Genomic DNA, 25,784 nt, shown 5'->3' on the forward strand with positions numbered 1-25,784 from the left:
AAGCTTAATGAGTATACGATTGATCTCACGTATCAAGCAGTATTTCCGATTGTTTTGGCACCTTGGCCAAATCAAACTGACTCACGGCCTGTTCAATCATCTTACTTACGTGAGACTCCATAGTCACCGGACGTTGGCCTAGAAAAGCTAAGGCCGCGTTAATACTGGCTTGCGGGTGTAAATTATCGATCGCAGCCGCATGATTTTGCTTAGACAGTTTTCTGCCTTTTTCTGCACAGGCTAACGGCAAGTGTAGCCATTTGGGCACCGGTGCTTTTAGGATCTGATATAAGCTTTCTTGACGACAAGTCGGCTCCAGCAGATCACATCCTCTTACCACCTCAGTAATTTGCTGATGAATATCATCGAGCACGACTGCGAGCTGATAAGCATATAATCCATCGCTACGCTTGATAATAAAGTCTTCACTAGCAAAGCCTTTATCAACTGACACTCGCCCCATATGCTGGTCGATAAAATGCTCGATTGCGTACGGATTACGTACTCGAATAGCGCCTTGTGTCAGAGGCTGTAATAACGTGCCACATCGGCTGTCGTAACTACCGCCCATGCTTTGGATCTGTTTGCGTGTGCATTGACAATAATAAGCTTGATTATCAGCAAGTAACTGCTCAATTTTAGCTTGGTATGCATCAAGGCGTTGACTCTGATAGAGCACGCTGTCATCCCACTCTAAGCCATAGGCTTCAAGGGTTTTCAAAATAGCATTGCTTGCGCCTAAGATTTCACGTGGTGGGTCGATATCTTCGATACGAACCAGCCATTTTCCGCCTTGCGAGCGGGCACGCAAAAAACTGCCGAGGGCAGCGATTAATGAACCAAAATGAAGAGGACCAGATGGGGACGGCGCAAAACGGCCTATATAGGGAGTCGTATTAATCATGTGCTGATAATAAAACGAAAGAGCGGAGCCTAAGCTCCGCACTTCAGACAGAAATTAACCTGCCATTTGCTTTTCTTTGATTTCAGCAAGCGTTTTACAGTCGATACACTGATCGGCTGTTGGACGAGCTTCTAATCGACGAATACCGATTTCGATACCGCAAGATTCACAGAAGCCAAAATCATCTTCTTCAATCTTTTGCATTGTCTTTTCGATCTTCTTAATAAGCTTACGCTCTCTATCTCGAGCACGTAATTCTAAGCTGAACTCTTCTTCCTGAGCTGCACGGTCGACAGGGTCTGGGAAATTCGCAGCTTCGTCTTGCATGTGATTAAGAGTGCGATCGACTTCTTCACGCAATTGGTTACGCCATGCTTCAAGAATCTTCTTAAAGTGACCCAATTGAGCCTCGTTCATGTACTCCTCACCTGGTTTTTCCTGGTAAGGATCTACACCTGCGATAGCGAGCACGCCAAGTTTTCTAGTGCCTTGAGGCATAACGCATCTCCTGTTAATCATTTGCGTTGTAGGGCGTCATTTAATAACGGCCGCTATCTATACCAGAAAGCTTTATACTAGGCAAATAATTTGTGTTAATCGGGGTCTATTCTTTGACTATGTCCGCTATTACGGACAATTTCAACCCTATCTTTTGAATTAAAGCCTAACTGGACAGGATTTAACCAAACGTGTCTCTATAGGCGATGAGTTGGCTTTATAGGCGATTATCTCTACACCTTTTACATGAGCCTCGCTAAGTAGTGCGGCATAATCTGGGTCAATATGCGCCGCAGCTTGCACACTATTTATACCCGAATGCTGAACAACAAATAGTAATACGGCTCGTTGACCTTGCTGGACCATTTCCATCAGTTCTCGCAAGTGTTTTTGCCCACGTGTAGTGACAGCATCTGGAAAGTAACCTTGCCCCTCTTCTAATAAAGTACAACTTTTGACTTCTATATAGCAGTTAGCTTTATCAGCATCTTCGAGCAGAATATCGATACGACTATTTTCGCTACCATATTTTACTTCTCGGCGTAGTGAGCCATAACCTTGCAGTTCGCTGATAACGCCGTTGTTAATCGCTTCTTCTGCGAGAGCATTAGCGCGGCCAGTGTTAATGCCAATCATATGGCCTTCAGGTGTTTCGGCTAGCTCCCAAGTACGGCTATATTTTCGCTTAGGATTGTCAGACACAGAGAACCACACCTTTTCACCTACAAATAAACAGTTTCTCATCGAGCCAGTGTTGGGGCAGTGAATTGTCACCTCTTCACCGTTATCAAGGGTAATGTCGGTTAGAAAGCGTTTGTAACGTTGGATGAGCACGCCACTTTCGAAGCTAGGGATAAATTGCATAAGGCTTCTTTATATGAATGATTTTGCGATAGGTTAACAGAGTTTTGGTTAAAGTTGGCGGTGGATGGCGAAGGCTTTGTATCAGTGGTTTTGTAGCTTTGGTTCTACAGCAGTCATTTTGTATTAAGGGCTTTAACCTGTCTTTAAATAGTTCCACTACTATAGCTGCGCAGTTTGAAGCGCTGCCTTTAGAAATAGATAAGGATCCAGTAGACTGCTTGCACTAAAAATAGGCTGGTTGTCGAAAACTCAGGCTACATAGCTACAGTCTTGGCAACATAGATTCATATAAAGGACCTAGAATGATAGATTTAATGAAAGTCACCCTAACTCACGAAGCTGCTGCAGCCCATTGGGGCAGAGCAGATGTTACCTTTCAAGGCGACGTTGCCTGTATTCATTTGATTGAGGGCGACGCCCTGCTTCATGTTCAGCAAGCCGCACGCAAACTCGAACTGCAAGGGGTCACTCAAGTGGCACTGACAGGCGCTCTATGGACGTTAGATCTGCAGTGGGCATTTGCCCAAGGCTTTGCTACCGCAATGACAACACCTGTTATTCACTGGACTGGCGATGATGCCACTCAGGCATTGCTGACTAGTCGCCTAGAAAGCGCCACTTTTGCGCGTCAGTTGATCAACGAAACACCTGAAAATCTCTCTCCCGTTGTTCTGGCAACGCAGGCGGCAAAGTGGCTCAGTGCTATCGGTGGCGACAAGGTGAGCTATCGCATTATTGAAGGCGAAGAGCTATTAGAGAAAAAGTGGATTGGTATTCATGCTGTAGGTCGCGGCAGTGATCGCCCCCCAGCATTACTAGAGTTAGACTTCAACCCATTAACTGATGACGCGCCAGTCTCTGTTGCACTAGTGGGTAAAGGCATCACCTTTGACTCAGGCGGTTATAGCATTAAAGGCTCAGAAGGCATGCTGGGTATGAAATGTGACATGGGCGGCGCGGCAACGGTGACCGCAGCCTTAGGTCTTGCGATGAAATCTGGCCTTAATAAGCGCGTTAAGCTGTTTTTATGCTGCGCGGAAAACTTGATTAGTGGCCATGCTTATAAGCTAGGTGACATTTTAAAATACAAAAATGGCGTAACAGTTGAAGTGGTGAATACCGATGCTGAAGGTCGTCTAGTGTTAGCTGATGGTTTACAAGCTGCATCAGAAACCGGTGCGCCACTGATTATTGATGCTGCGACACTGACAGGCGCTGCTGTGATGGCGGTTGGCACTAACTATAATGCGATTTTCTCGCCAAAGGCTGAAGTGCTGGCGCTTGCACAGCAAAAGGCACTGGCTGTGGGTGAGCGTGTTTGGCCATTGCCACTGGATCCTTGGCATAAAGACAATTGCCCTAGCCCATACGCAGACACGGCAAACAGTCGCCCAATGAAAGGCGGCGGAGCAGGCGGTGCATCAAATGCAGCGGGGTTCCTATGGCGCTTTGTTTCGCCACAAGCTAATTGGTTGCACATTGATTTAGCCTCGGCGTTTTCTGATGCGGGTGATCACCTTTGGTCTCCGGGCGCGACGACCCATGGGGTGTTGACTATCGCGGGTTTACTTGAAGACTAATTTGTAAGGCTGTGATCATTGCTAAAATGAGTCGTTTAAATGTGCCATTAAGATGATTGATTAAGATTTAACGATTTTTAAGACTACAACGACTTACCATTCAAGGCCTCGCAATAGCGGGGCTTTCTTTTTGTGGTGGCAGTTGGTGGTTGGCGGTTAATAATTAACCACTAATACCAAAGGCCTAGCAATCAGTCTTTGCCAAATCTTGTGTTATGTTGCAGTATTGTTGCTTAACTACCATTGCAACAAAACATAGGCTCTTCTCCCAATGATGCTGAGTTTTAGTGAGTTCTCCATAGACAGTGAAGCATTAGAACTGTATATCGATGGCAATGGTGTGGCTATCGATGAACGAAATATCACTCTGTTGCTTACCTTGGCGCAGGCCTACCCTGAACATTGCAGTAAACAAGACTGTTTAAGCCTTATCTGGCCAGACACGGTCGTCTCAGATATGTCTTTATCTAAGCTTGTGTCCGATACTCGAAAACTCTTTAGCCAAGCTGGCTACCAAGGCCCACTCATTCATACGGTTCATGGTCGCGGTTATCGCTTAGAGCAGGTGCTGGGCAAGCAGCTCATGGCTCAGGCTGAGCTAGAACAGGCTGAGCTAGAGCAGGTTGAGTTAAAGCAGGCAGAGTTAGCACAGCAAAGCCAGCAACAAGCATTGTTGCACAAGCAGCGCGCTAATAAAGCAGAGCAAAAGGGAACGGTTGAACGTGCAGAAGATAAGCCGCAGCCTGCAGCTTCACATCCGCAGCGTAAGGCCGGTTTGAACTGGCTGCCAGTTTGGTGGGAGAACGTTGCTAAGCTTGTCATTGCATTTTTGTTGCTACTCGGTCTGATATTGCAGTTTTGGCATGTTAGTCGTCCAAGTCACGAGCATGGTAACAGTGTAACCCTTGAGCATAATGAACCCGTAAAGCAACTGGTTTACAGTGAACAACATGGTTCGATAGGGCGAGTGCTGTGGGTTGATGACCATCCCGAAAATAATTTGCTAGAAAAAGCTTTTTTTGAGCAAAAGGGGATCGGTGTTTATAACACTGTGACTTCGGAAGAAGCCTTAATGCTGTTATCTATGTATAGCTATCAAGCGGTGATCTCTGACATGGGCCGCCACGGAGACTCATTAGCTGGGCTCAAGTTATTACAATCGATTAGGGCGAGTGGTAATAAGACTCCATTTTATCTATACACCTATGTCGAGTCGGCGGGGGTTGTGGATGCGATTTATAAAAGCGGCGGGCAGGCCGTCGTGCTCGACTCTGAATCGTTATATAACTTGGTGCTTGCTCATTTTGAGCCTGAAAAGCGATAGGGTTGGAATGAATTCAACACTTTTCAGATTATTTCAAAGTTTGTAAGTGGGTCATTAAGGGAGTCTATGGTACCAATAGAGACAGCAACCAATCAGCAAGCGACGACAAGTTATCGTTTGTCTGCAGGCAGAGTGGCCCACAATTTTTTATGAATGAATTGAGTTGGTAACGAATTTTAGGGCTCTAACTGCTCACTATTTATCTTAGCTTGTTTAGCTTCATTTGATGATTATCAATGGTTAGACACTAAAGCTTCTTCGATTAGCCACCTAAACCAGGTGGCATTTTTTTGTCTGCTTTTTGTCAGATTTGTTAATCTGGCTAAGACGCTTAATCGATAAATCCATCATGAATAAATAGATGCTTAGTTTGATTAAAGTTGCTCTCACTGCAATTAACAAAGTCGATAGCGTATTGAGCATTGTCTAATCTAAACTTGGCGATTTTGGCAATTTCATACTCATTCATCACGATATTCATCGCTTCTTGAGTCCACTCGGCTTCACCTGTACCAATTTTCACTTCTGGTGGATCGTAGTGAGTTACCATCCAGTTTTGTAGTGCTTCGGCATCGATCTCACCTAGCTTCCAAGAAGTGAGTAGAGCAAGCAGTTGCGCTTTGGTTATTTCGGTGTTTTCCATCGTTATCTCATTAGCAAGAACTTAATACTGCATAGGGTAGCTCAGATTGAATCGATGACAAAGGCTTAAGCTAAATCCCAGTGCTGGAGTGTTGGATATTCGACCCCATTGGTGCCGGGGTAGGATTCAAACAAATGCAATTGTAACGGTTGTAAGCAGATGGGGTGATAAACGACTGTTCTTGCTTCACCTTTAGCCTTGCGCGCAAGAGTAATGTGGGGGTTATAACTGTGCTCACTACAATGTAAGCCAAGCTTTGCTGCAATGAGCTGCGCATCTTGGGCGAATTGGCGCAAGCCGTTGTCGCTCGCATCCCCTTTGAGGCAGATAATTTTGGGCTTACTCCAATGGCTCAGGGTATCGAGCGTGACGCTAAACGTAGGTTTACTCATTTTATCGACACTATCGATAAGTGCTTGCAGTTGACTTGGGGTGGCAGCGCCTAAAAAGGCGAGCGTCATATGCAGGTTAGCACTCGGAACTAATCTCACCGTATCGACAAGTTGAGCTTGGACCGCCGTTATCTGCTCAGTTTGCGCGGCATTGAGGCTAAAGCCTAAGAATACACGTTTAGTTGTCGCTGGCATTTAAGGTTCTCAAAGTTTAGGTATTAAAGCCGATGATACGTTTAGCCCTAGGTGGCTTTTAGAGTACACTAGCGAGCATGGGTTTCATTTCATTCATGCAGATTAACGGGCATTTTTCCCGAATCACTCATGGCATGAACTTATTATAACGGTATAAAAGACCTTCTCGTGACCTCATTACCAATACATGCACTGCTACAACCATTGCGTGACGCTTTTAAGTGTCAGCAGCAGGTGATCCTCGAAGCTCCTACTGGCGCTGGTAAATCAACAGCTCTGCCACTTGATATGCTCGATTGGCCAGAAATAAGCGGTAAAATTTTAATGCTAGAGCCTCGGCGGGTAGCTGCACGTAATGTTGCGCAGTTTATTGCCAAGCAGCGGGGAGGTGAATTAGGCAAAGAGGTGGGCTACCGAGTCAAAGGTGACTCGCGGGTCAGTGCTAATACCCGTTTAGAAATCGTTACCGAAGGTATTCTTACTCGTATGATCCAGCAAGATCCCGAGTTAACGGGTATTGATATGGTGATTTTTGATGAGATCCACGAAAGGCATCTCACCACAGATCTCGGTTTAGCGTTGGCGCTAGAGATCCAAGCGAGCTTTCGAGAGGACTTAAAAATCCTCGCCATGTCAGCGACGCTGTCTGGCTTGCCGCTTGCCAAGCTGATGCCTGAGGCCATAATGCTTAACAGTGAAGGCCGTAGCTTTCCTGTTGAGCATAGTTATAGCAGTGTTCCGAGTCAGGGTCACTGGCTGGACCATATGGCGAAGGTGATCATCAATAGCCTTAATGAGCATTCACAAGGATCGTTGTTGGCATTTTTACCTGGTCAGGGTGAGATTAATCGCTTACACACCATGCTGAGCGCACGTTTAGACCCTAAAACGATCATTATCTGTCCGCTATATGGCAGCCTTAGTGCTAAGGCGCAAGATCTGGCGATTGCCCCAGCGCCAAGCGGGATGCGAAAAGTGGTACTTGCCACTAACGTGGCAGAGTCGAGTCTGACTATTGAGGGGATCACTCAGGTCATCGATTCCGGTTATAAACGCCAGGCGCGCTTTAACCCCAAAACCGGTGTCACTCGGTTATCACTAAAGCGCATCAGTCAGGCCTCGGCAGCACAGCGTGCGGGCCGAGCTGGGCGTCTTATGGCAGGCTTTTGTACTCGATTATGGAGCCAAGAGGAGCATGGGCGATTATTAAAAGCCGATGAGCCAGAGGTTGTTCATAGCGATCTGCTGTCAATGGTACTCGACGGTGCCTATTGGGGCGTTAAATCCTTAGGTGAGCTGCCAATGCTCACCCCACCATCGGTGGCAAATGAAAATGTAAGTTGGCACTTACTTCAAATTATGGGCATGGTGAATGACTCACACTCAATTACCAGCCACGGCCGCGCCGCGCACCAACTTGGTTGTAATCCAAGATTGGCGCACATGTTATTGCTTGCTAAGCAGCAAGCGAAGCAACAACAAGATATTTATCTCGCCGTGCTGGCCTGTATATTGGCGGCAACCTTGGAGTCACGAAGTCGTAGCAGGCAAGGGGCGGATATCAGTCGTTACTTACATGAAGCGCTTCAGGGTGAGACACGCCAGCAGATCCGTAACTGGGTCAGCACATTAAACCTCACCGCGTTAGGCAACATTGATCTGAACGAGGCGGTGCGCCATGCCAGCAATGATGATATCGCCATGTTATTGGCTTTTGCCTTTCCAGACAGAATTGCCAAGGCCCGTGGGGTCAGTGGATATCAATTGGCGAACGGTAGTGGTGTTGAACTGGCGAGTGAAGATGCGCTAGCAGGGGCAAGTTGGTTAGTGGTTGCAGATCTGCAAGAAACTGAAGGTCGCAGCCAAGGTAAGGTATATTTAGCGGCATCGCTCAATGAGCAATTGTTTGATACCCAGTTAGCCAGCTTGGTTGAAAGCGTAGAGTATTGCGGCTGGGATGAGGTAAAAGGGCGTTTCTATGCTGAAAAACAGCGTAAAGTTGGCCAAATATTATTAACCAAAGAGGCGATTAAAGTCGTCGATAAGCGGTTAATAAAGGGCGCCCTTTTAGAGCAGATAAGATTAAAGGGCTTGGCATTAGTTAATTTCAACAGCAAATGTCAGCAATTGCAAAATCGTGTCGCCTTAGCGACGCAGTACTGCCCAGAACATGCTTGGCCAGCATTAGATAATGACTCATTGCTAAATGAGCTTGATGACTGGCTAGCCCCTTACTTAGATGACGTGCGCAGTTTGGCACAATTACAGCAAATAGATTGTTATACTCTGCTGCTTAATTTATTACCTTGGGAGTTGCAGCAGCAACTTGAGGCGTTACTTCCAAGAAGCTGGCCAATGGCGACAGGGACGCAAGTTCGCATCGATTATGATGCTAACGGCCGCGCATTGTTGAGCGTAAGGCTACAAGAAGCATTGGGTATGCCACAAAGCCCAATACTTGCACAGGGCAAACTCATTGTGACGATGGAGTTGTTGTCCCCTGCACATAGGCCGTTAGCGTTAACCGCTGACCTTGCGAGTTTTTGGCAAGGGCCCTATGAGCATGTTAAGAAAGAGATGAAGGGAAGGTATCCGAAGCATTTATGGCCCGATGATCCCGCCAATACCCAACCGACCAAATTTACTAAAAAGAAGACGTTTAGCTCGCAATAAGCTTGAGCACGTCGCGGACCGATAATGACAGATAAAGCTACACCTAAAACAGGCGCTAAAAGAGCGCCGGCGAAGAAGAAAACCGTCGCGAAAAAACCGCGAGCAACAAGAAAGCCCACTCAAAAGAAAACGAGTCGTGGTTGGGGGCAAAAAATCTGGTCCATCAGCTGGAAGCTGGGCCTTGTCTTAGCCGTGATCATCGCATCTTATGCTATCTATCTTGACCAAATTATTGCCCGTAAGTTTGAAGGGCAAAAATGGCATCTGCCAGCCCAGGTCTTTAGTCGCTCGATGGCGCTGTATCCTGGCGCTGCAGTGAGCCATGAGCAATTGATGTCAGAGCTTAAATTGCTTGGCTATCGTAAGGTGGCTAATCCGCGTCAGGTCGGCGAGTTTTCAGCATCCAAGACTAAAATCGATCTATGGCGTCGACCATTTTTGCATCCTCAAGGCGAGCAAGCAGAGCAGAGGGTGATGATTACCTTCGACAGTAATGGTGTGGGATCTGTAGCGCGTAATAGCGATCAACGTCAATTGGCCGTATTCCATCTAGAGCCTGTGCTGCTCGACAGAATTATCACTGGTGATGGTGAAGATAGACTGTTTGTGGCGACCGATAAGATCCCTCAACCTATTGTTAACGCACTTATCTTAGTTGAAGACCGCAGTTTCTATGAGCATCACGGCGTTAATCCGTTCGCCATATTACGTGCTGCTATGGTGAATATCAGCGCAGGGCGCACTGTACAAGGTGGTTCTACCTTGACTCAGCAGCTGGCAAAGAACTTCTTCCTATCGAGTGAACGCTCACTGAGTCGAAAGCTGCGCGAAGCGCTAATGGCGATCATTATCGATTTTCGTTATGAAAAAGATGAGATTTTAGAAGCCTACCTCAATGAAGTGTATATGGGCCAAGATAAAGCCCGTGGCGTGCACGGTATGGGCTTAGCTTCGCAGTTTTACTTTGGTCGCCCAATTGCAGAATTGACGGTACCGCAGCAGGCATTTTTGGTGGCGGTGATTAAAGGGCCATCTTATTACAATCCGTGGCGCTACCCTGAGCGTGCGCAGGAGCGACGTGACTTAGTATTGCGTTTGCTAATGGAAGCCGGTGACTTGAATGTGAGCCAGTATCAAGCGGCGGTAGAGTCGCCTTTGGGGCTTCGATTAGCCAACAAGTCAGTGCACCAGAAACTGCCTGCGTTCTTTTCTGTGGTGAAGCATGAACTTGCTAGCCGCTATGGTGACGCTTTACTGCAAGAGTCTGGGATAAAAGTCTACACTACGCTAGATCCAATGGCGCAAGAGGCGGCAGAAAAGGCGGTCGAACACACCTTAAAGCAGCTGGGTAAAAATGATAAAAGTCTGCAAGTGGGTATGGTTCTGACCGATAAGTATTCGGCAGGTATTGCTGCGATGGTGGGCGATAAAGTGCCAAGCTATAAAGGCTTTAACCGTGCGGTAGAAATTCGCAGGCCTATAGGTTCATTGATCAAGCCATTTGTGTACGCCACAGCGTTGAATGATGGTAAGCAATATAACTTGATGACGCCTTTAAAAGATCAGCCCATTACGCTGAAAAATGGCCAAGGCAAGACCTGGTCGCCGCAAAACGTTGATAAAAAGTTCCGAGATCAAGTGCCTTTACTGACAGCATTTAAGAACTCGATGAACGTGCCGACGGTTAACCTTGGCATGGCGATAGGCGTGAGTAGTGTAGCAACCACGCTAGATAAAGCAGGCTGGAAAGATACGATCCCTGAGTATCCTTCTATGCTACTTGGCGCAGTCAATGGCTCACCATTAATGGTTGCGCAGGTGTTCCAAACTATTGCCGATGATGGTCGTTACCGCCACTTAAATTCGGTGACTACGGTATTGAATGCCCAAAACCAGCCGCTGGCAGCCTCTAGGCCGCAAGCGGTGCAAAGTATTCCTGCAGCCAGTAACTACTTAGTTAAATATGCCATGACTCAAGTGGTTGAGTCAGGTACGGCTAGACGTTTGGGTAATGCATTCCCTTATGTGACGCTAGCGGGTAAGACTGGCACCAGTAACGACTCGCGCGATTCCTGGTTTGCCGGCTTCGATGAGCGCAATGTCGCCGCCATTTGGGTTGGCCGAGATGATAACGGCAAAACCGGACTCTATGGCAGTAGCGGCGCTATGGCGGTTTATCAGGCATTTCTTAATCATCGTGCGCCATTAAGCTTACGTATGGCGCCAGTTGATGGGGTTGTGCAGGGCTACTTTGAGCGTGACACAGGTAAAGCGCAAGAGCCACAATGCGCCAATGTGGTAAAGGTGCCAGCACTGAGAGACAGCTATCAACCTGCGGCCAATTGCGGTGAACCGCTGCCTTGGTGGAAGAAACTGATAGGTGGATAACTTATTAGATGAATAACTAATACGTAGGTGACTAATAGGTCAAGCGCTAAGGTATTAGCTAATAAAGTGAAGATGGCCAGTGATGCTTTGTATCTCTGGCCATCTTTGTTTGTAGAATCGAGTAATACTAGCCTGCTAGCGTTTGCACACGACGAGCCCTTAGTAGATAAATCAAGGGAATAATGGCTAGAGCCACCAGGAAAGCGGCCCAGTTGCCATTTTGAACGACACCATATTTTGCCGCAACGATACTGCCCAGCAAAGCGCCGCCACCAATGCCAACATTGAATAGACCAGAATAGATAGCCATAGCCACATCGGTAGCATCTGGCGCGAGCTTGAGCGCCTTTGATTGTAAAGATAGGCACATCAACATCATGCCCGTACCCCATAAAATACACAGTGGCAGCAATAACCAGATCTGACTCGCAATGAAAGGTAATATCGCCATGCAAGTACCGAGCGATACTATCGCTAAGGTAAGCAGTTGTTGAGCATGACGTGCTTGATAGCGACTAAAAAGCGCACTGCCAATTAATCCTGCCGCACCGAATATCAACAAAATCATAGTGGTGATATTGGCTGAGTAGCCAAAGTGCTCTTGCAACAAAGGCTCTAGGTAAGTGTAAACGCTGTAGTGTGCAGTAACGAGCGTCATGGTTAACAGATACAGCCAGAGTAGCGCTTTATTACGAGCCAAGCTTGGTAGGCTTCTCCAGCTACCGCCATGGGTTGCGGGTAAGTTTGGTAGACCGCGCCACAGTAGTAACATCATGCCTAGAGTGAGTAAGCCAATTAAGGCGAAAATACTACGCCAACCGATTAATTGGCCTATTACTCGTCCCAGTGGAATACCAAGTACTAGCGCCAATACGCAACCAGTGGCGAAGATACTTAACGCTTTTGCGCCTTGTCCTTCAGGGGCTAAACGTACCACTAGCGCCGGAGCGATAGCCCAGAAGAGTGCGTGAGTTAAGGCGATGCCGATGCGGCCAGATAGTAAGATGTCGTAGCTTGGCGCCCAGACGCAGATCCCATGGCTAATGATAAAGATAGACATTAATCCAAGCAGCAGCTTTTTACGCTCAAAGCGTGCAAACAGCAGCACCGCAGGCAGTGATGCCAGCGCAACCACGGCGGCATACACTGTGAGCATCGGGCCGATAGCAACCGCGCTCATATTAAAGCTTTGGCCAAGGGCTGATAATAGGCCTACAGGAACAAATTCAGTAGAGACAAAAACGAAGGCCGTTAGTGCCAGTAGCCACACTGGAGCCCAAGCGAGAAGGCGCTGTTTCATCGGGTCTGGTTTCATCGGGTCTAAATCAAAATCAAAAGGGCGGCAAGTCTACGCCCAAATCGGATTTTTGGCGAGAGGGTTAGCGATGGTGTGAGATATAAAATGTTTAACTTGTGAGCAGTGAGACAGTTTGACTTAACGCATATTATTTTGATTATTTAGGACCTAGGACCTAAAAGCTAAAAGCTAAAAGCTAAAAGCCTAGAGCACTCGTAAACTCGCTGCGAGGACGCTTTGCTGTTAGAGCGGACTGCGTCCTGCTATACAGGCAAGAGCCTGCATTGTGTTTTCAATGTAGGTTGGGCTTTAGCCCATCACGGATGAGGATTAACTAAAGTGGAAATGACGGCATAAATGCCGAGCTACTATAAAGAAGGCTCTAGGATCCAGAACCTGCTTTTCCTAGAACCTTATTTTAATACCTCTTCAATAAAAAATAGCGTTCGGGGCTTTTCGCGGTGCTAGGTACAGTGCCAATAATTTCAAAGCCGAGTTTTTGATAAAAGACCGGAGCCTGAAAAGAAAGGGTATCGAGTTGCGCCATAGTGCAACCGCGCTTTTTGGCTTCAGTCTCGGCTTGCAGCATAAGCTTGCGGCCAAGTCCTGTGCCTCGCGCTGCTTTATCGACCCACACCACGTTAATTAGAAAGTTGTCGTAAATAGTACGTCCGGCAACACCACCAATAAGTTTGCCGCTGCCACTACTATCACTAGAGTCATGGGCAACCACCGAAAGAGCTTTGGAGGTTTCAGGCCCCATATGGGCAAAGTTGTGTTGCCTGACGCCATCAACCAAAGCATCAAATACGGACTGAGATTCGCCATGGTTCACATCTATTTTAACTTTCATTTCAACTTCCAAGTTGCGTTACTATTTTAGTGTTATTACTTTAGTTTTCCGTCTCAGCTTAAACCATCTTAGCTTTGTGCTATTCCGTCTCAGCCCTTCCTATAACCTGCTTTCTCTAAGACCTAGAATCTAGAACGCTTCGCGGCTAGAGCGGACTTCGTCCTGCTATACAGTCAAAGATGTGTATGGTGTTTCTGATGTAGGTTGGGCTTTAGCCCATCAGCCTTGCCGTTAAACATACCTGGATTGACGGCATAAATGCCGACCTACATTACAAAGAAGGACCTAGGACCTAGGACCTTTCCTTGTTCTAGGCGGTTTTTGCTGTAACCAGATATAGCATCCTGTAAACGCCATAATCAATAAACTTAATGCCACTAGATCCATTATCCAAGGGCCGAGAGAACCGAAGAATCGACCGCTGTGCATATCGAGTAATACCCGCTCCCACGTTAACCGACTCGATCTAATTTGCTCTGCAACCTTGATTGTTTCTGCGTTATCTATAGGGCTAACCCAATTAATAACAGCCGAAGGCGCTACCGCAGTCCATTCGATAATATCGTTATCGGCCTTATACTGGCCACTTGTTGTTTGTAGCCACCACGCTTCGCTGTATCCAATTGCCTGAATATGATCAGGTAACCCCGTGGCTGAGCTTTGGGTTTCAAGTAATACGCCTTGAGGGGAGAGTAAATACAGGTGTTGGCTATCGATGGCGACAATCATCTCTTGGTTGACGGCGACGGCCAAAACCTCACTGCCCGCTTCTAATATTAACTTATCGTTTAACCAAACCTCATTGTCAGAGCTGGCGAGGTGATAAGGGCTGAGTTGGTATATGGCAACGTCAGTGGGTGGTTTTATCCCATAGTAATCGAGTAACCAGGTCTGCTTAACATGTGCGGTATCGAGAGATAGGTGATTGCTGTGATTGATTAACACGCCAGTGATAGCGATAAAAATAACCAACAAGGTAGAAAAAATACCGATTCTGCGGTGCCAGGGGCGAAGTTGACGTAATAGTCTAACTCTAAAATTTGGGTGTTTTCGGGTCATTTTAGGGCCTGTTGACCTTCTAGTTGTTTTAATGAGTCGTCATTGTGTTGCTTAAGGCGCATTGCTTAATTGGTTGCTTAGGGCATACTCAGTTAAGACGTTAAATACGAATGCTGCTCATTTACTTTACAGCAACCGCAGCCACTACTGAACCGTTAAATGTTGTTGCTAATGGGTTGTTTAGTTTTTCGTCGTGCTTTACTTCTCAAAATAGAGAATAAAGCAATGCGGTTGATGGCGTTGAGTAAGAATGTCGTTCAAGCGAATAGGCCAGCCTAACAGCAGGCCTACTCAAGGAAAGACTAACTTAAAGTTACTCACTTACTGACTTAATCAATCACTTAGTAGGCTATTGAGTCGGTCATTCACTAAGCCTTAAAGCTAGAACCAACTTTGTTCAATCGCGGTTGAATAAACAGAAGAATAATCAGCTAAAATAGCGCGATGACCCGTAGTAAACATCGCAAATGATGCATCGGTGGGCACTGTTACTTCACTACCGGTGACATTGACGATTAATTCTGGAAATAACAGGCTGTTGGCTGCATTAATCAGATCTTGCGCTTCAGTTAATGAATAATCATCATTACTTATTGAAACTGCAGAAATATTTGATAGCTGAGAATCAGATACACGAATTGTCACAGATAAATTATCGAGTGTTGCAATTGACTCTTTGGCATCATTTACCAAATCAGCTGTAGCAAAATCAGTGGGTTCTTGCCAAGTGTACTGATAACCATCATTGAACTGGTAAACTCGGCTGTTTTCAAATTCAATATTGGCAGTGGCGCCGTCTGCGGGCAGATGAAAAATAACTCGGCTTACAGCGGTGCTTTTGGCGTAATCATTTTTCTGAATCACATCGTTGTAAGCGTATTCAACTCTGACTTCTTGTTGACTTGTTTCAACATTAAATTGGGTGATGCATTTAACGCTAACCTTATTTGTCGCTGTACATAAACGGGTTATGGTGTCATCAGATAAACCGAGTTGCAGCGCATCATTTCTGAAGTTGTTATCGACGATCACTTCATTACCATCATCTGGGTGCAATATATTGTCGATATATTCACAGCCACTGATATTCAGACATAACAAACTTGTCGCTAGTATTTTGACTTTAGAATTCATTAGTTACTCTGCCATTGATAAGGCAAACGGTAAGCATAATTTAGCACTGTTTTTATTGGCAAGAGTAGTGATATATACTCAGATGTACCATTAGCGCATCTGAGTATTAGCGCCGGTGCAACAGAGATCATGTCTGCGAACTGCAGTTATGTTGCGCCGTTACTGGTATGGTTTTACTCGAGGTTACTCTGGTTCACTTTGTCGTTGTTATTACTTAGTTTTTGGTGGTGATATACCCATCTAGGTAAAGCGCGATACGTGATAACTTGGTCAGCGCTCTTACTGATAATGTTGCACCGGTAATGCCGTCGATATGGGTATCAAGCTTGAGTGCTGGGGTGAGCTTGGCTGACTTGAATTGGTCAGTAAAAAAATCATGCCTGACTTCATCACCGCGGCTTTCTCGGTAAACCAAGACTTTAGTTTGGGCTATTTGATGGTTTTTAACATGAATGCCGACGGTGATCGGGGCTTCTTTACCGAGTTCATTCATCACCCACACACTTTCATCGCCTTGTTGCCAATAACGCAGACGCATTTTTTTAAAACTATGGGCGAGAATCGATTCAATTACGCTTTTGGTCTCGTCATCAATCCATAGCACTTTAGCTTTAGGAACTGTGCTATTAAAGGCTTGAGATATAAAGTCTTCAGGAGTTTGATAGGTTCCGCGAGCGTGCGCCACACTTGTCAGCAGCGATAAGTTGATAGCAGTGATAAAAATGACTAAGGGTAACTTCATATATAACAACTTATTTTAACAGCTTATTCGAATTGATTTTAAAAGAGCGCCCGAGTTGGACGCTTTTTTGGTAACAGCCTGCATTAGCTTAACGTCATTTAAACTAACGTTGTTAAAGCTAATCCCACAGAAGCTAACGTCATTGGAGCTAACGTCATTGGGAGCGGGCTGTTTAGCTTAGAACTGGTAGCCAACACCTAAATTAAAACCGTCAGCATCTTTAGCGCCGCCCACGGTTTCATAGTCAGCTTTAAACACTACGTTCTCGTGCAACCAGTAGTTGATACCTACGTTAGTTTGCTCAATTTTAGTGTCTTCGTTATTACCCGCATTGTTGTCATATTCGTTATAGCGAGCAAACACACCAAAACTTTCGTTGATGCGGTAAGACGGCTCAATGTACCAACCGTTTTGCTCGTTACGACCAAGGGCTTTTGCTTCTTTACCGTCTATATCCCACTGTGCATACAGTGCTTTAACGGTGAACGCTTCAATAGAATAGATAGCATGTGCTGTCAGTAATGTCGCCGCGGCATTATCAACGCCAGCAGCGCCCTGAGTTAAATCAGATTGATACTGCGCAGTTGCTGCTAGCTCTAAACCGGTCACACCTGTGTATTTAACATGGGCGGTGTAAGCAAGATCAGAGGCGTCTGCTTTAGCAACTTTTTGACGGCCGCCACGAATATTATAAGTGTCATCCACTTTAAGACCTGAAGTGATAGCACCATCAAATACAAGGCCTGGAGCGGCTTTAACATTTAGCAGTGCACCTGCTTCCCACCATGTTGCTGGAATGATGTTCTTCTCAACAGGGTTACGCTCAACACCGTAAAATGCTGGTGGCTCGTGAGTTTCGTTAATGATGCCGACAGGGATGAGGAATAGACCCGCTTTACCTGTGAACATTTGATTGAAGTCATGCTCGATATAAGCTTGCTCTAGCTCAACTTCACCAGGCTTATCGTTACCCGATAGAGCGTGTTCAATTTCCAGCTCAGAGAAAAAACGTGTATTTTCAGTGAATTCGTGGCCAAAGAATAATACGAAGCGATGAAAATCGATGGACTTCTTATCGTTACCAGTTTTGTTATCAGTAATGTTGTTGTAGTGAAGCTCACCATAACCACCGATAGTCGTCGAACTTTCAGTGACCGATACAGAGACTGATTCTTCAACAACGTCAGCAGTTTGTTCAACACGCTTTTCTGTTTCGTCGAGACGTTTTTCAAGATCTTGAAGTACTTGCTGTTGTTGTTCGATAATTTTTCGTAGTTCTGCTGAATCATCGGCTGCAACGGCAGTTTGAGACGCAAACATGCCAACTAGCGCTGTGGCAAGTAAGGTTTTTTTCATCATTTCATTCCCCAAATGTTAAATCAATTTGCTTTATTTGTCGCAGATTGTATCAATTGCTTATCATAATGCAAACTATTCTCATTCAGGTTTGTGTTTGAGTTGGGTTTTATTGGGAGTTTTTTGGGCGATTTGTGGTTTTTTTAATTTTTATTCATGGGGTTAGAGGGAGGCTTTATTTAGACTAAAAAATTCTGTTCGACGGTGCAGGTTCATTTCATCGGCATTCACCAAGTCATCGGGTGAGTGAAAATTGAATCTTGGTATACACTGTCTGGTCATTTTTATGGCTAAATAGATTTTTGAGTGAATATGTTTCTAAGTTCTTATTTTAAAAAAGAAAATCAATCTGTATCTATCACTCCTCAGCAGGCGAGTGATTTTGCCAAAATCGTCGCGCAAGATTTTAATCCAATTCATGATGTTGCTGCCAAACGCTTTTGTGTTCCTGGCGACCTGTTATTCGCCTTAGTGCTTAATGAGTATGGTTTAAGCCAGAAAATGACCTTCAACTTTGCCGGTATGGTTGGCGATGGTGTCAAGTTGCAGTTTCCTGCAGCTGTTGCTGAAGACTTTGATATCCGAGATGACAAAGATAAACGTTATCTGGAAGTACATCGAAGCGGTGATGTGCGTCAGTGCGAGACACAGATAGAGTCATTTATTCGTAAATATGTGGCGTTCTCAGGTCTTAATTTTATGCACATTTTGGTGCCTATGATGAAGCAGCAGCAGATGATGATTAACCCTGCTCGCCCCTTGGTGATCTACGAGAGCATGTCTTTTGATTTAACCACCCTAGATTTTAACGAGGTAAGCTTGTCTCTGGTTAAGCAAGAGCTAGCGATCGAAGGCAAACGCGGCGATGTGACGCTAACCTTTGAGCTACTCAGTGGTGATACCGTAGTCGGTACCGGGGTTAAAACCTTGGTCATGAGTGGTCTGCGCCCATACGAAGATGAGCCCGCGCAGAAGATGTTTGATGCCTATGAAAGCCGCAGAATCGCCTTCGGCTAAGTTAGCTTTTTATACGACTTGGTATTAAAACTGCGCTTTATATACCTGCTTTAAGCCACTTTAAGCTAACTTGCTTGAGTGGCTTTTATGTTTTTTAGCTTTGTAGTTTTAGAACAAAATAGCGCCAGCTTGATTTAAAAGCGCTCGAATGAACGGTTAACCTTAAAAATGTGACTAAGTTCACTTGATGCCAGCGCGCAGAGGGCGCATTCTACGTGTCCCCATCACTTGCTGACCCTAATGGTTAGACAAGGATTGGGATCCGTTCGGATGAAGGTAGCAGGAGAGTGGGGAGTAACCCCACACCGACGAGGCAACTTTGTTATTGCTAATCGCAGTTAACAAAGCACTCTTTCAGGTGCCACATAGTGGTGAGGACTGTTACTGGACGAGCCTCTGGAGAGACTGTGAGCAGCTAAGTGTTCGAAGCTTAATTGTCACACAGCGCCGAAGGCGAAAGTGTTTACTCTATACACTGAGTAAACGCGAAACGCTCAGGCAAAAGGACAGAGGAGAGGATGACTGTGTTGGTTAATATTAACCACATACACCAGTCACTGTCGTTTGTCGCTGCGCCTTTTTCTACCTAACTTACGTTTAGTAATGTTAGCTAGACTCAATTGCTCGTTGCAAACGCCTGTGATGTGCAACAGCCATTTCTTTTCCTCCTCCGATTATTAATAACTCTTATTTAGAGAGTTTTGTTGTTTAATACTCGAGGAATACCATGAATTTTCACGCGCTTTTAGCCGATATCAATGCCATAGTCTGGGGACCTGTTACTCTTTGCCTATTGGTCGGTACCGGTCTTTATCTCACAGTTCGACTCAAACTTATTCAAGTCTTTAAGCTGCCTATGGCGCTGGGTTTATTGTTTAAACCTGCAAGTGGTAAGGGCGACTTATCCTCTTTTGCTGCCTTATGTACCGCGCTATCGGCAACTATTGGTACCGGTAATATTGTTGGCGTGGCCACCGCGATTAAGATTGGCGGCCCCGGGGCACTTTTTTGGATGTGGCTTGCCGCCTTCTTTGGCATGGCAACCAAGTACGCCGAATGTATGCTGGCGGTGAAATACCGCACCACAGATGCAAAAGGTAATATCGCTGGTGGTCCAATGTACTATATCGAGCGTGGTCTCGGCCTTAAGTGGCTCGCTCAAATCTTCGCTATTTTCGGTGTGGGTGTCGCGTTTTTTGGTATTGGTACCTTTGCGCAAGTTAACGCGATTAGCGATGCCATGACGATCGCCTTTGACGTGCCAGCCTGGGTGACCGCGGTCGTTCTTACCTTAATGGTTGCAGCGGTGACATTGGGCGGTGTTAAGCGCATCGCGAACGTGGCGCAAAAGCTGGTGCCGACGATGGCGCTGGGATATGTACTTGCCTGCATGTGGGTGCTGTTTACCTTTTCAGATCAGATCATGCCAGCGTTTGAGTTAGTGATTCATTCAGCCTTTATGCCTATCTCGGCGGCGGGTGGCTTCCTGGGGGCAACCGTTGCGCAGGCGCTGCAAATTGGTATTGCCCGCGGCGTATTCTCCAATGAGTCAGGCCTAGGTAGCGCACCGATTGCTGCTGCTGCGGCTAAGACCAACGAACCGGTTGAGCAAGGTCTGGTAAGCATGACGGGGACTTTCTTCGATACCATATTGATCTGTACCATGACAGGGCTTGTGCTGATCATTACCGGCGTATGGAGTGGTGATACCGCAGGTGCCGCTATGACCAGCGCGGCATTTGCAGCGGGAGGTTCGGCAATCGTAGGTCAATACGTGGTGACTATTGCGCTGGTTTGTTTTGCCTTTACCACCATTTTAGGTTGGCATTATTATGGCGAGCGCTGTTGGTATTACCTAACCGGTAGTCGTCTTGGTGAGAAGGGGGTTAAGCTTTATCAATTTACCTTTCTAGCCTTGATTGCTGGTGGTGCCTTTATTCACTTAGATCTTATCTGGATGCTGGCTGATACCGTTAACGGTTTAATGGCTATTCCCAACTTGATTGCAATTTTAGGTTTAAGACACGTGATCTTAAAAGAGACGCGCAAGTATTTTGCTAAGCAGCAAGCCTTAGCAACGCAAAGCTCGCTGGCTTAAGTGACTCGTACACTCAGTAATGCTTAGCGCTAACAAGAACAAAAAAGTGCTTAACTGCAGCGTTTTGTAAAGAGTTCAGTAATTTAGCCAAAGTCAAAATTCGAGCCCGTCTTATCATTACTGAGACGGGTTTTTTATTGGTTGTCAGTTTAAGTTTCTCGCTAATGGCGTCGCTTGTTAACTGCCGATTGATTGAGCATCTAAATACCCAAAAATGGCGTATGATCTCGCTTCAGATACTTGGTCACAAAATTACAGCAAACCGCCTCTTTTGTCGCTTAGACACGATTGCCAAGCGCGGTGCTTTCCTTTAATTTAGTGACCATCAAAATTTTTTATAGCCCTAACATTAGACCTGACATTTTTAGCTTAATGTAAGCCCATAGCGCTTACCGTTACGGCTCTGTTTGGATTAAGGAATGCAATGCCAAGCTTAAATCGCATCATACTTATCGATACTCATCTACCTGGCGTGGTAGAACTGGCTCTGGATGGCCACACCAATATTTGCGGCACTAACGCATCGGGTAAAACTACCCTACAGCGGTTGGTACCGGTTTTTTATGGTGAATACCCGAGTCGAGTGGTGCCATCAACCCGTGACAGCTTTGAGCGCTGGTACTTGCCTCATGATTCAAGCTACATCATTTATGAATACATCAAGTCTGACGGCCTCGCTTATCAGGCTGTGCTCGCTTCTGCGGGTGATGGTAAAGGGGTTAATTACCGCTTTATTGCGAAGGGGTTTGAGCTTGAGGATTACATCAAGACAAAACAGGGGGATAGCATTCAGTGTTACACCATGGCTGAACTTGGCCGTGAGATGAAGCGCGCTGGCGTAGCGGTGACTAACCTGCTCAATACTCGCGAATATCGCGCCATTATCCAGAATGATCGCGCGCTATTAAGCACCGGCAGTAATCGCAATGAACTGCGCAACTATGCGCGCCAGTTCTCCTTGTGTGAAGCTGAGCATTCACTGCGCCATATCGAAAAACTGGCTAAAGCGGTGCACTCGAAAGAGGGCAAGATGGAAACGATCAAATCAATGATCGCAGCCATTTTAGAAGAGGACGGTGTTAATCCGCCTAGCTCTCGCCTTAATCCACAACGTGTTGAAGCGTGGATCCGTGAGAGTCAGCTTATCCAGGGGTTTGAGCAAATTCGCCCAGAGTTTGAAAAGCTGGAGCAAGAGTTTAACCAATTACTCAGTACCGAGCAGCGCCTAGCTAGCCTACGTCGTGGTTATAGCAAAGACGAAACCACAGAAATTGAGCGCCAGGAGCATCATCAAGACCTGTCTAAAGCTTTAAATGCTCAGTTGCGTCAGTTAGATGATGAGTGGAAAGAGCAGCGCGACGAACTTAACCTCGACTTGTCAGCCGCCAAAGGTGACGTGGCTAAGTGTGAGCATGAGCTGGACTCAATTGAAGATCAGCATGCTAACTTCCAAGACGCCGACATTGAACAAGCTAAGTTAGATTTAGAGCAGCTACCGAGCTGGCGCGGCAGTTTAGAGAACCTAAGCGAGCGTCATAAGTTACAAACTGAAAAGCATCAAGATATTGAGGCGGCTTATAACGCCCGTCGCAGCAAGATTGGCGAAGGCCTTAACCGTGAGCTAGAAAACTTGCATCAAGAGCAAGATAGCCTGCGAGAGTCGCGCGATAAGCAAAGAGAGGTGGGCCGCAGTGAGCTTGCTGAGCTTGAGCAAGAGTGGCGTGAATCGACCGAAAAAGGCCAGGCCCAATTTAGCGAGCAAGCCTACCAGCTCAAAGTCTCTGCTGCTGAGCTTAAGGTTCGCGTCGACAGCGTGACTTACTCAGAAGATGAAAAGCTTGCCCTTGCGGTATTTGATGAGCGCATATCTGGCGCCGATGAAAATCAAGAGGCCTGCAATGCTAAAGTCGATCGCCTATCGAGCGAGGAGCGTAAGCTTAGGGCCAAGCGCGATCAAGCCAACGAGAGCCTGCGTGTCGCCGGTATTCGAGTCACCGAGCGCCAAAGTGAGCTTGAAGAGCTGCAACATATTTTGTTCCCGCAGTCGCATACCTTGCTGGAGTTTTTACGTAAAGAAGCTAACGGCTGGGAAAACACCTTAGGTAAGGTGATTAACTCTGAGCTACTGCACCGTAGCGATCTACACCCAAGCCTAATTAGCGATAAGTTAAACAGCGACAACCTAGAAGCGCTATACGGCATTGCACTCGACTTAAAAGCTATCGACGCGCCAGAATATGCCGCTTCAGAGCAAGAGCTAAGAGTTAAGCACGCCGCTGCCGAAGAGATGTTAGCCAGCGCTAAAGAGCTGCAAGCGGAAGCGGAAGATATCTTAGTTGCTAGCAACACTGAGCTGGATAACCTGCTGCGCGAGCTAACGTTTGCCCGTACGGCTTATAAGAATAGCCGTGATGATCTGCGTCGCCTGTTTGATGACAAGCGCGCCGAGCAAGAAAAGATTAACCAAGCGCTGAATGAGCGCAAAGCAGCATCGCAAAAGCAACTTGCCCGTATCGATAGTGATATCAAGCAATTGCAAAGCCAGCAGCAGGAGTGGCTTGCAGAGCAAAAAGAGCAAGCGCTTGAAGCGCGCATGGAGAAAAATGCTTACTGGCAAGAAGTGGTTGGCGCATTAGACAATCAACTTGGGCAAGTGAAAGCCAATATTCAAAACCGCCGAGATCACGCTGCAAGCGAGCAAAAAGCCTGTGAGCAGTGGTACAAGAATGAGCTTAAGTCTCGTGGTGTCGACGAAGCCAAAATCGTTGCCCTAAAAGCGGAGATCCGCACGCTAGAAAGCAATATCAGTAAAGCCGAGCAGCGCCGTAGCGAAGTATTGCGTTACGAAGACTGGTATCAGCACACCTGGCTTAAACGTAAGCCAAAGCTACAATCTGAGCTGAGCAAAGTTAAACATGCCAGCCTAGATCTAGAGCAACAGCTAAAGAGTAAAGCTAACGAAGTTAAAGCTAAGCGTAACGAGCTAGATGGTGAGCGTAAGCGCTCTGATGCGGTGCAAATTGAAGCATCGGAGAACTTAACTAAACTGCGCAGCGTGATGCGTAAACTGAGCGAGCTTAAGCTACCGCCAAATAATGATGATGCACAGGGCAGCCTGTCTGAGCGTTTGCGTCAAGGTGAAGACCAACTGCTTAAGCGTGATTCTATGATGGGCTCAGTTAAGCAATATGTTGAGCACTTTGACTCAGTGATCGCCAGCAAATCAGGTTCAGGTTTATCAGAGACCTGGGAGCGCGCCCGTGAAGAATCAAGCTTTGTTAATGACAAAGGCATTCGCATTATCGATTACCGCAAGTTGGTGCCACAGCTAGAGCAGCTGCTGAACGTGATGGTGCCGCAATCGATTATGGCGCTACGTGAGCAAGGGCGAATTTTTGGTGTCGACTTAACGGCCTTCTACGATGTACTCGCCGATATCGACCGCCGTATCGCCTCACAAAGTGCGCGTATTACACGCGAGGTGGGTGAAGAACTGTTCCTTGACGGCGTATCAGAATCAGCCGTTAGAATTCGTTCACGCATTAGTGAGCTTGAGTTCTGGCCTGAGCTGGAGCAGTTTGTTAAGGCGTTTAAGCGCTGGAAAGCCGATGGCTTTAATGACTTACCGGGCGAGGATTACACCAACAGCATGCGCCGCGCGTTAGACATTATCGGCCGCGCAGCACTGTCAGGTGGCATTGCTAAGCTGCTAGAGATTGAATTGCGCCTAAAAGAGGGCAATAGCGATTTGATTATTCGAACCGACAGACAGCTAAATGAATCATCGAGTCACGGTATGGCTTACTTGATTTTGTGTAAGTTCTTACTGGCATTTACCCGTCTGCTTCGTGGCCGCGCCGAGGTGACCATTCACTGGCCGATTGATGAGCTAGGTACCTTGCACCACGGTAACGTGAAGAAGATTTTTGATGCCTGTGAGAACAACAACATCTCAGTACTGGGCGCGTTTCCGAACCCAGAGTCAGAGGTGTTGAGCCTGTTTGCTAACCGTTACATCATCAATAAACAAACTAAGAAACTGCAGGTGGTTAAGCCTCAAGTTAATCCTATCGCCGATAAACTTAATCAGCGACGCACTCAGGAGGCCGTGTAATGAGCCAAGTAACCGAAACCGCCATTGTAGGGACTAGCGCCCTGATCGAGCGTTTACTTAAAGGTCAGTTTATCTGCCGCACCACTGATGAAGACGGTTGGCGCGCACTTAAAAGCCCGTCGACTCGTGAACATGTTGAAAACTACCTTAACCAGATCAACCGTACTATCGGCTCTGCCAGTGAAGGCGAAGTGTTTTTCTGTGGTTATCAGCAGCTAGGTGATAGCGAGCGTAAAGTCATTTCATCGCAGTTTAAAGATATCTGTAATGCGCTTATCCCGTTGGTGGAGTGGCTAGTGTTAGTGCAAGAGGGCAGTGGCCAAGACGCCCCGCTTTCTGAAGGTGTTGCGGTGCGTTTAACTGAGCTGCAAACCCGCATTGAAGACACGCCAGCATTTCGTGAGCAGTTAGCCAAAATCAGTCACTACCGCCTGTTTGGCTCTACCAGTACCAATGTAGATGCACAGATAAAGTTAGTGTTTAAGCGCTTGGTCGAGCTAGGTTATCTGACTCGCCCTAACAGTGAGAAGCAAATTTATATCGCCACCGGTAAGCTCGATTACCTGTATGAAGTGATCCGCTTTATCGATGAGACCGAAGGCTTAAGTCTTGAAGCGCAGGCCGAGACCGCAACGCAAAGGGATCTGATCTAA

General features: G+C 46.5%; 19 protein-coding genes and 1 riboswitch. Of the genes, 8 read left to right on the forward strand and 11 right to left on the reverse strand.

The window, feature by feature from the left end; all coding sequences use genetic code 11:
- Positions 1-25: 25 nt before the first annotated feature.
- From gluQRS to sfsA, 3 genes are all read right to left on the reverse strand, one after another.
- Positions 26-904 carry a tRNA glutamyl-Q(34) synthetase GluQRS gene (gene gluQRS / locus ACVBIK_RS14560; RefSeq protein ID WP_447169974.1) on the reverse strand — a complete coding sequence of 293 codons (879 nt, stop codon included), beginning with the start codon at positions 902-904 and terminating at the stop codon, positions 26-28.
- A gap of 54 nt (positions 905-958) precedes the next feature.
- Complete coding sequence (dksA, locus tag ACVBIK_RS14565) at positions 959-1,402, reverse strand: RNA polymerase-binding protein DksA (protein ID WP_248998233.1); 444 nt, start codon at positions 1,400-1,402, stop codon at positions 959-961.
- A 159-nt stretch (positions 1,403-1,561) separates the two neighbouring features.
- A complete protein-coding gene (gene sfsA, locus ACVBIK_RS14570; protein WP_447169975.1) occupies positions 1,562-2,266 on the reverse strand; it encodes a DNA/RNA nuclease SfsA in 705 nt (234 codons plus the stop codon).
- 302 nt (positions 2,267-2,568) lie between these two features.
- Between sfsA and pepB the strand changes: the two genes are divergently transcribed.
- Together pepB and ACVBIK_RS14580 are read left to right on the forward strand one after the other, a co-directional pair.
- On the forward strand, positions 2,569-3,846 hold the full coding sequence (pepB, locus tag ACVBIK_RS14575; protein ID WP_447160945.1) for an aminopeptidase PepB: 1,278 nt from the start codon (positions 2,569-2,571) through the stop codon (positions 3,844-3,846).
- Positions 3,847-4,117: 271 nt separating this feature from the next.
- Complete coding sequence (locus ACVBIK_RS14580) at positions 4,118-5,170, forward strand: winged helix-turn-helix domain-containing protein (protein ID WP_447160946.1); 1,053 nt, start codon at positions 4,118-4,120, stop codon at positions 5,168-5,170.
- A 331-nt stretch (positions 5,171-5,501) separates the two neighbouring features.
- Here the strand turns inward: ACVBIK_RS14580 and ACVBIK_RS14585 are convergent, their stop codons facing one another.
- Both ACVBIK_RS14585 and thpR read right to left on the reverse strand, forming a co-directional pair.
- Positions 5,502-5,813: a hypothetical protein gene (locus tag ACVBIK_RS14585; RefSeq protein ID WP_447160947.1), complete on the reverse strand. Its 312-nt coding sequence runs from the start codon at positions 5,811-5,813 to the stop codon at positions 5,502-5,504.
- A 65-nt stretch (positions 5,814-5,878) separates the two neighbouring features.
- Entirely contained in the window at positions 5,879-6,400 is a 522-nt protein-coding gene (gene thpR, locus ACVBIK_RS14590; RefSeq protein ID WP_447160948.1) for an RNA 2',3'-cyclic phosphodiesterase, read from the reverse strand.
- Between the two features lie 168 nt (positions 6,401-6,568).
- On the opposite strand from thpR, the gene hrpB reads away from it, so the two are divergent.
- A complete protein-coding gene (gene hrpB, locus ACVBIK_RS14595; protein ID WP_447169976.1) occupies positions 6,569-9,073 on the forward strand; it encodes an ATP-dependent helicase HrpB in 2,505 nt (834 codons plus the stop codon).
- A gap of 24 nt (positions 9,074-9,097) precedes the next feature.
- On the forward strand, positions 9,098-11,461 hold the full coding sequence (gene mrcB / locus ACVBIK_RS14600; protein ID WP_447160950.1) for a penicillin-binding protein 1B: 2,364 nt from the start codon (positions 9,098-9,100) through the stop codon (positions 11,459-11,461).
- Between the two features lie 127 nt (positions 11,462-11,588).
- Here the strand turns inward: mrcB and ACVBIK_RS14605 are convergent, their stop codons facing one another.
- The 6 genes from ACVBIK_RS14605 to ACVBIK_RS14630 all read right to left on the reverse strand — a co-directional run bounded on the left by ACVBIK_RS14605 (position 11,589) and on the right by ACVBIK_RS14630 (position 17,902).
- A complete protein-coding gene (locus tag ACVBIK_RS14605; RefSeq protein ID WP_447160951.1) occupies positions 11,589-12,761 on the reverse strand; it encodes a sugar transporter in 1,173 nt (390 codons plus the stop codon).
- 415 nt (positions 12,762-13,176) lie between these two features.
- Complete coding sequence (locus ACVBIK_RS14610; RefSeq protein WP_447169977.1) at positions 13,177-13,611, reverse strand: GNAT family N-acetyltransferase; 435 nt, start codon at positions 13,609-13,611, stop codon at positions 13,177-13,179.
- A gap of 285 nt (positions 13,612-13,896) precedes the next feature.
- Complete coding sequence (locus ACVBIK_RS14615; RefSeq protein ID WP_447160953.1) at positions 13,897-14,670, reverse strand: PepSY-associated TM helix domain-containing protein; 774 nt, start codon at positions 14,668-14,670, stop codon at positions 13,897-13,899.
- A 381-nt stretch (positions 14,671-15,051) separates the two neighbouring features.
- On the reverse strand, positions 15,052-15,804 hold the full coding sequence (locus ACVBIK_RS14620) for a hypothetical protein (protein ID WP_447169978.1): 753 nt from the start codon (positions 15,802-15,804) through the stop codon (positions 15,052-15,054).
- A gap of 214 nt (positions 15,805-16,018) precedes the next feature.
- The gene (locus tag ACVBIK_RS14625; RefSeq protein ID WP_447169979.1) at positions 16,019-16,546 is read right to left on the reverse strand and encodes an FMN-binding protein; all 528 of its coding nucleotides are present in this window, start codon (positions 16,544-16,546) and stop codon (positions 16,019-16,021) included.
- A gap of 177 nt (positions 16,547-16,723) precedes the next feature.
- Positions 16,724-17,902 carry a porin gene (locus ACVBIK_RS14630; RefSeq protein WP_447160983.1) on the reverse strand — a complete coding sequence of 393 codons (1,179 nt, stop codon included), beginning with the start codon at positions 17,900-17,902 and terminating at the stop codon, positions 16,724-16,726.
- A gap of 312 nt (positions 17,903-18,214) precedes the next feature.
- On the opposite strand from ACVBIK_RS14630, the gene ACVBIK_RS14635 reads away from it, so the two are divergent.
- The 4 genes from ACVBIK_RS14635 (at position 18,215) to ACVBIK_RS14650 (ending at position 25,784) form a co-directional block, all read left to right on the forward strand.
- On the forward strand, positions 18,215-18,919 hold the full coding sequence (locus tag ACVBIK_RS14635; protein ID WP_447169980.1) for a DUF3581 domain-containing protein: 705 nt from the start codon (positions 18,215-18,217) through the stop codon (positions 18,917-18,919).
- 386 nt (positions 18,920-19,305) lie between these two features.
- Positions 19,306-19,439, forward strand: a riboswitch (glycine riboswitch).
- Positions 19,440-19,646: 207 nt separating this feature from the next.
- Positions 19,647-21,017, forward strand: coding sequence for an alanine/glycine:cation symporter family protein (locus ACVBIK_RS14640; protein WP_447169981.1), 1,371 nt, complete (start codon positions 19,647-19,649; stop codon positions 21,015-21,017).
- Between the two features lie 424 nt (positions 21,018-21,441).
- Positions 21,442-25,131, forward strand: coding sequence for an ATP-binding protein (locus tag ACVBIK_RS14645; RefSeq protein ID WP_447160958.1), 3,690 nt, complete (start codon positions 21,442-21,444; stop codon positions 25,129-25,131).
- Positions 25,131-25,784, forward strand: coding sequence for a hypothetical protein (locus ACVBIK_RS14650; RefSeq protein ID WP_447160959.1), 654 nt, complete (start codon positions 25,131-25,133; stop codon positions 25,782-25,784). Before ACVBIK_RS14645 ends, ACVBIK_RS14650 begins: the two co-directional genes overlap by 1 nt.

This window comes from Shewanella sp. 125m-1 (genome assembly GCF_052977065.1).

Bases quoted from the DNA above. Each gene is read 5' to 3' on its own strand.
- ACVBIK_RS14650 (WP_447160959.1), top strand. From the start codon at position 25,131: ATGAGCCAAGTAACCGAAACCGCCATTGTAGGGACTAGCGCCCTGATC.
- ACVBIK_RS14630 (WP_447160983.1), bottom strand. From the start codon at position 17,902: ATGAAAAAAACCTTACTTGCCACAGCGCTAGTTGGCATGTTTGCGTCT.
- ACVBIK_RS14635 (WP_447169980.1), top strand. From the start codon at position 18,215: ATGTTTCTAAGTTCTTATTTTAAAAAAGAAAATCAATCTGTATCTATC.
- ACVBIK_RS14605 (WP_447160951.1), bottom strand. From the start codon at position 12,761: ATGAAACAGCGCCTTCTCGCTTGGGCTCCAGTGTGGCTACTGGCACTA.
- ACVBIK_RS14620 (WP_447169978.1), bottom strand. From the start codon at position 15,804: ATGAATTCTAAAGTCAAAATACTAGCGACAAGTTTGTTATGTCTGAAT.
- ACVBIK_RS14625 (WP_447169979.1), bottom strand. From the start codon at position 16,546: ATGAAGTTACCCTTAGTCATTTTTATCACTGCTATCAACTTATCGCTG.
- thpR (WP_447160948.1), bottom strand. From the start codon at position 6,400: ATGCCAGCGACAACTAAACGTGTATTCTTAGGCTTTAGCCTCAATGCC.
- pepB (WP_447160945.1), top strand. From the start codon at position 2,569: ATGATAGATTTAATGAAAGTCACCCTAACTCACGAAGCTGCTGCAGCC.
- ACVBIK_RS14585 (WP_447160947.1), bottom strand. From the start codon at position 5,813: ATGGAAAACACCGAAATAACCAAAGCGCAACTGCTTGCTCTACTCACT.
- gluQRS (WP_447169974.1), bottom strand. From the start codon at position 904: ATGATTAATACGACTCCCTATATAGGCCGTTTTGCGCCGTCCCCATCT.
- dksA (WP_248998233.1), bottom strand. From the start codon at position 1,402: ATGCCTCAAGGCACTAGAAAACTTGGCGTGCTCGCTATCGCAGGTGTA.
- mrcB (WP_447160950.1), top strand. From the start codon at position 9,098: ATGACAGATAAAGCTACACCTAAAACAGGCGCTAAAAGAGCGCCGGCG.
- ACVBIK_RS14610 (WP_447169977.1), bottom strand. From the start codon at position 13,611: ATGAAAGTTAAAATAGATGTGAACCATGGCGAATCTCAGTCCGTATTT.
- ACVBIK_RS14640 (WP_447169981.1), top strand. From the start codon at position 19,647: ATGAATTTTCACGCGCTTTTAGCCGATATCAATGCCATAGTCTGGGGA.
- ACVBIK_RS14580 (WP_447160946.1), top strand. From the start codon at position 4,118: ATGATGCTGAGTTTTAGTGAGTTCTCCATAGACAGTGAAGCATTAGAA.
- sfsA (WP_447169975.1), bottom strand. From the start codon at position 2,266: ATGCAATTTATCCCTAGCTTCGAAAGTGGCGTGCTCATCCAACGTTAC.
- ACVBIK_RS14645 (WP_447160958.1), top strand. From the start codon at position 21,442: ATGCCAAGCTTAAATCGCATCATACTTATCGATACTCATCTACCTGGC.
- ACVBIK_RS14615 (WP_447160953.1), bottom strand. From the start codon at position 14,670: ATGACCCGAAAACACCCAAATTTTAGAGTTAGACTATTACGTCAACTT.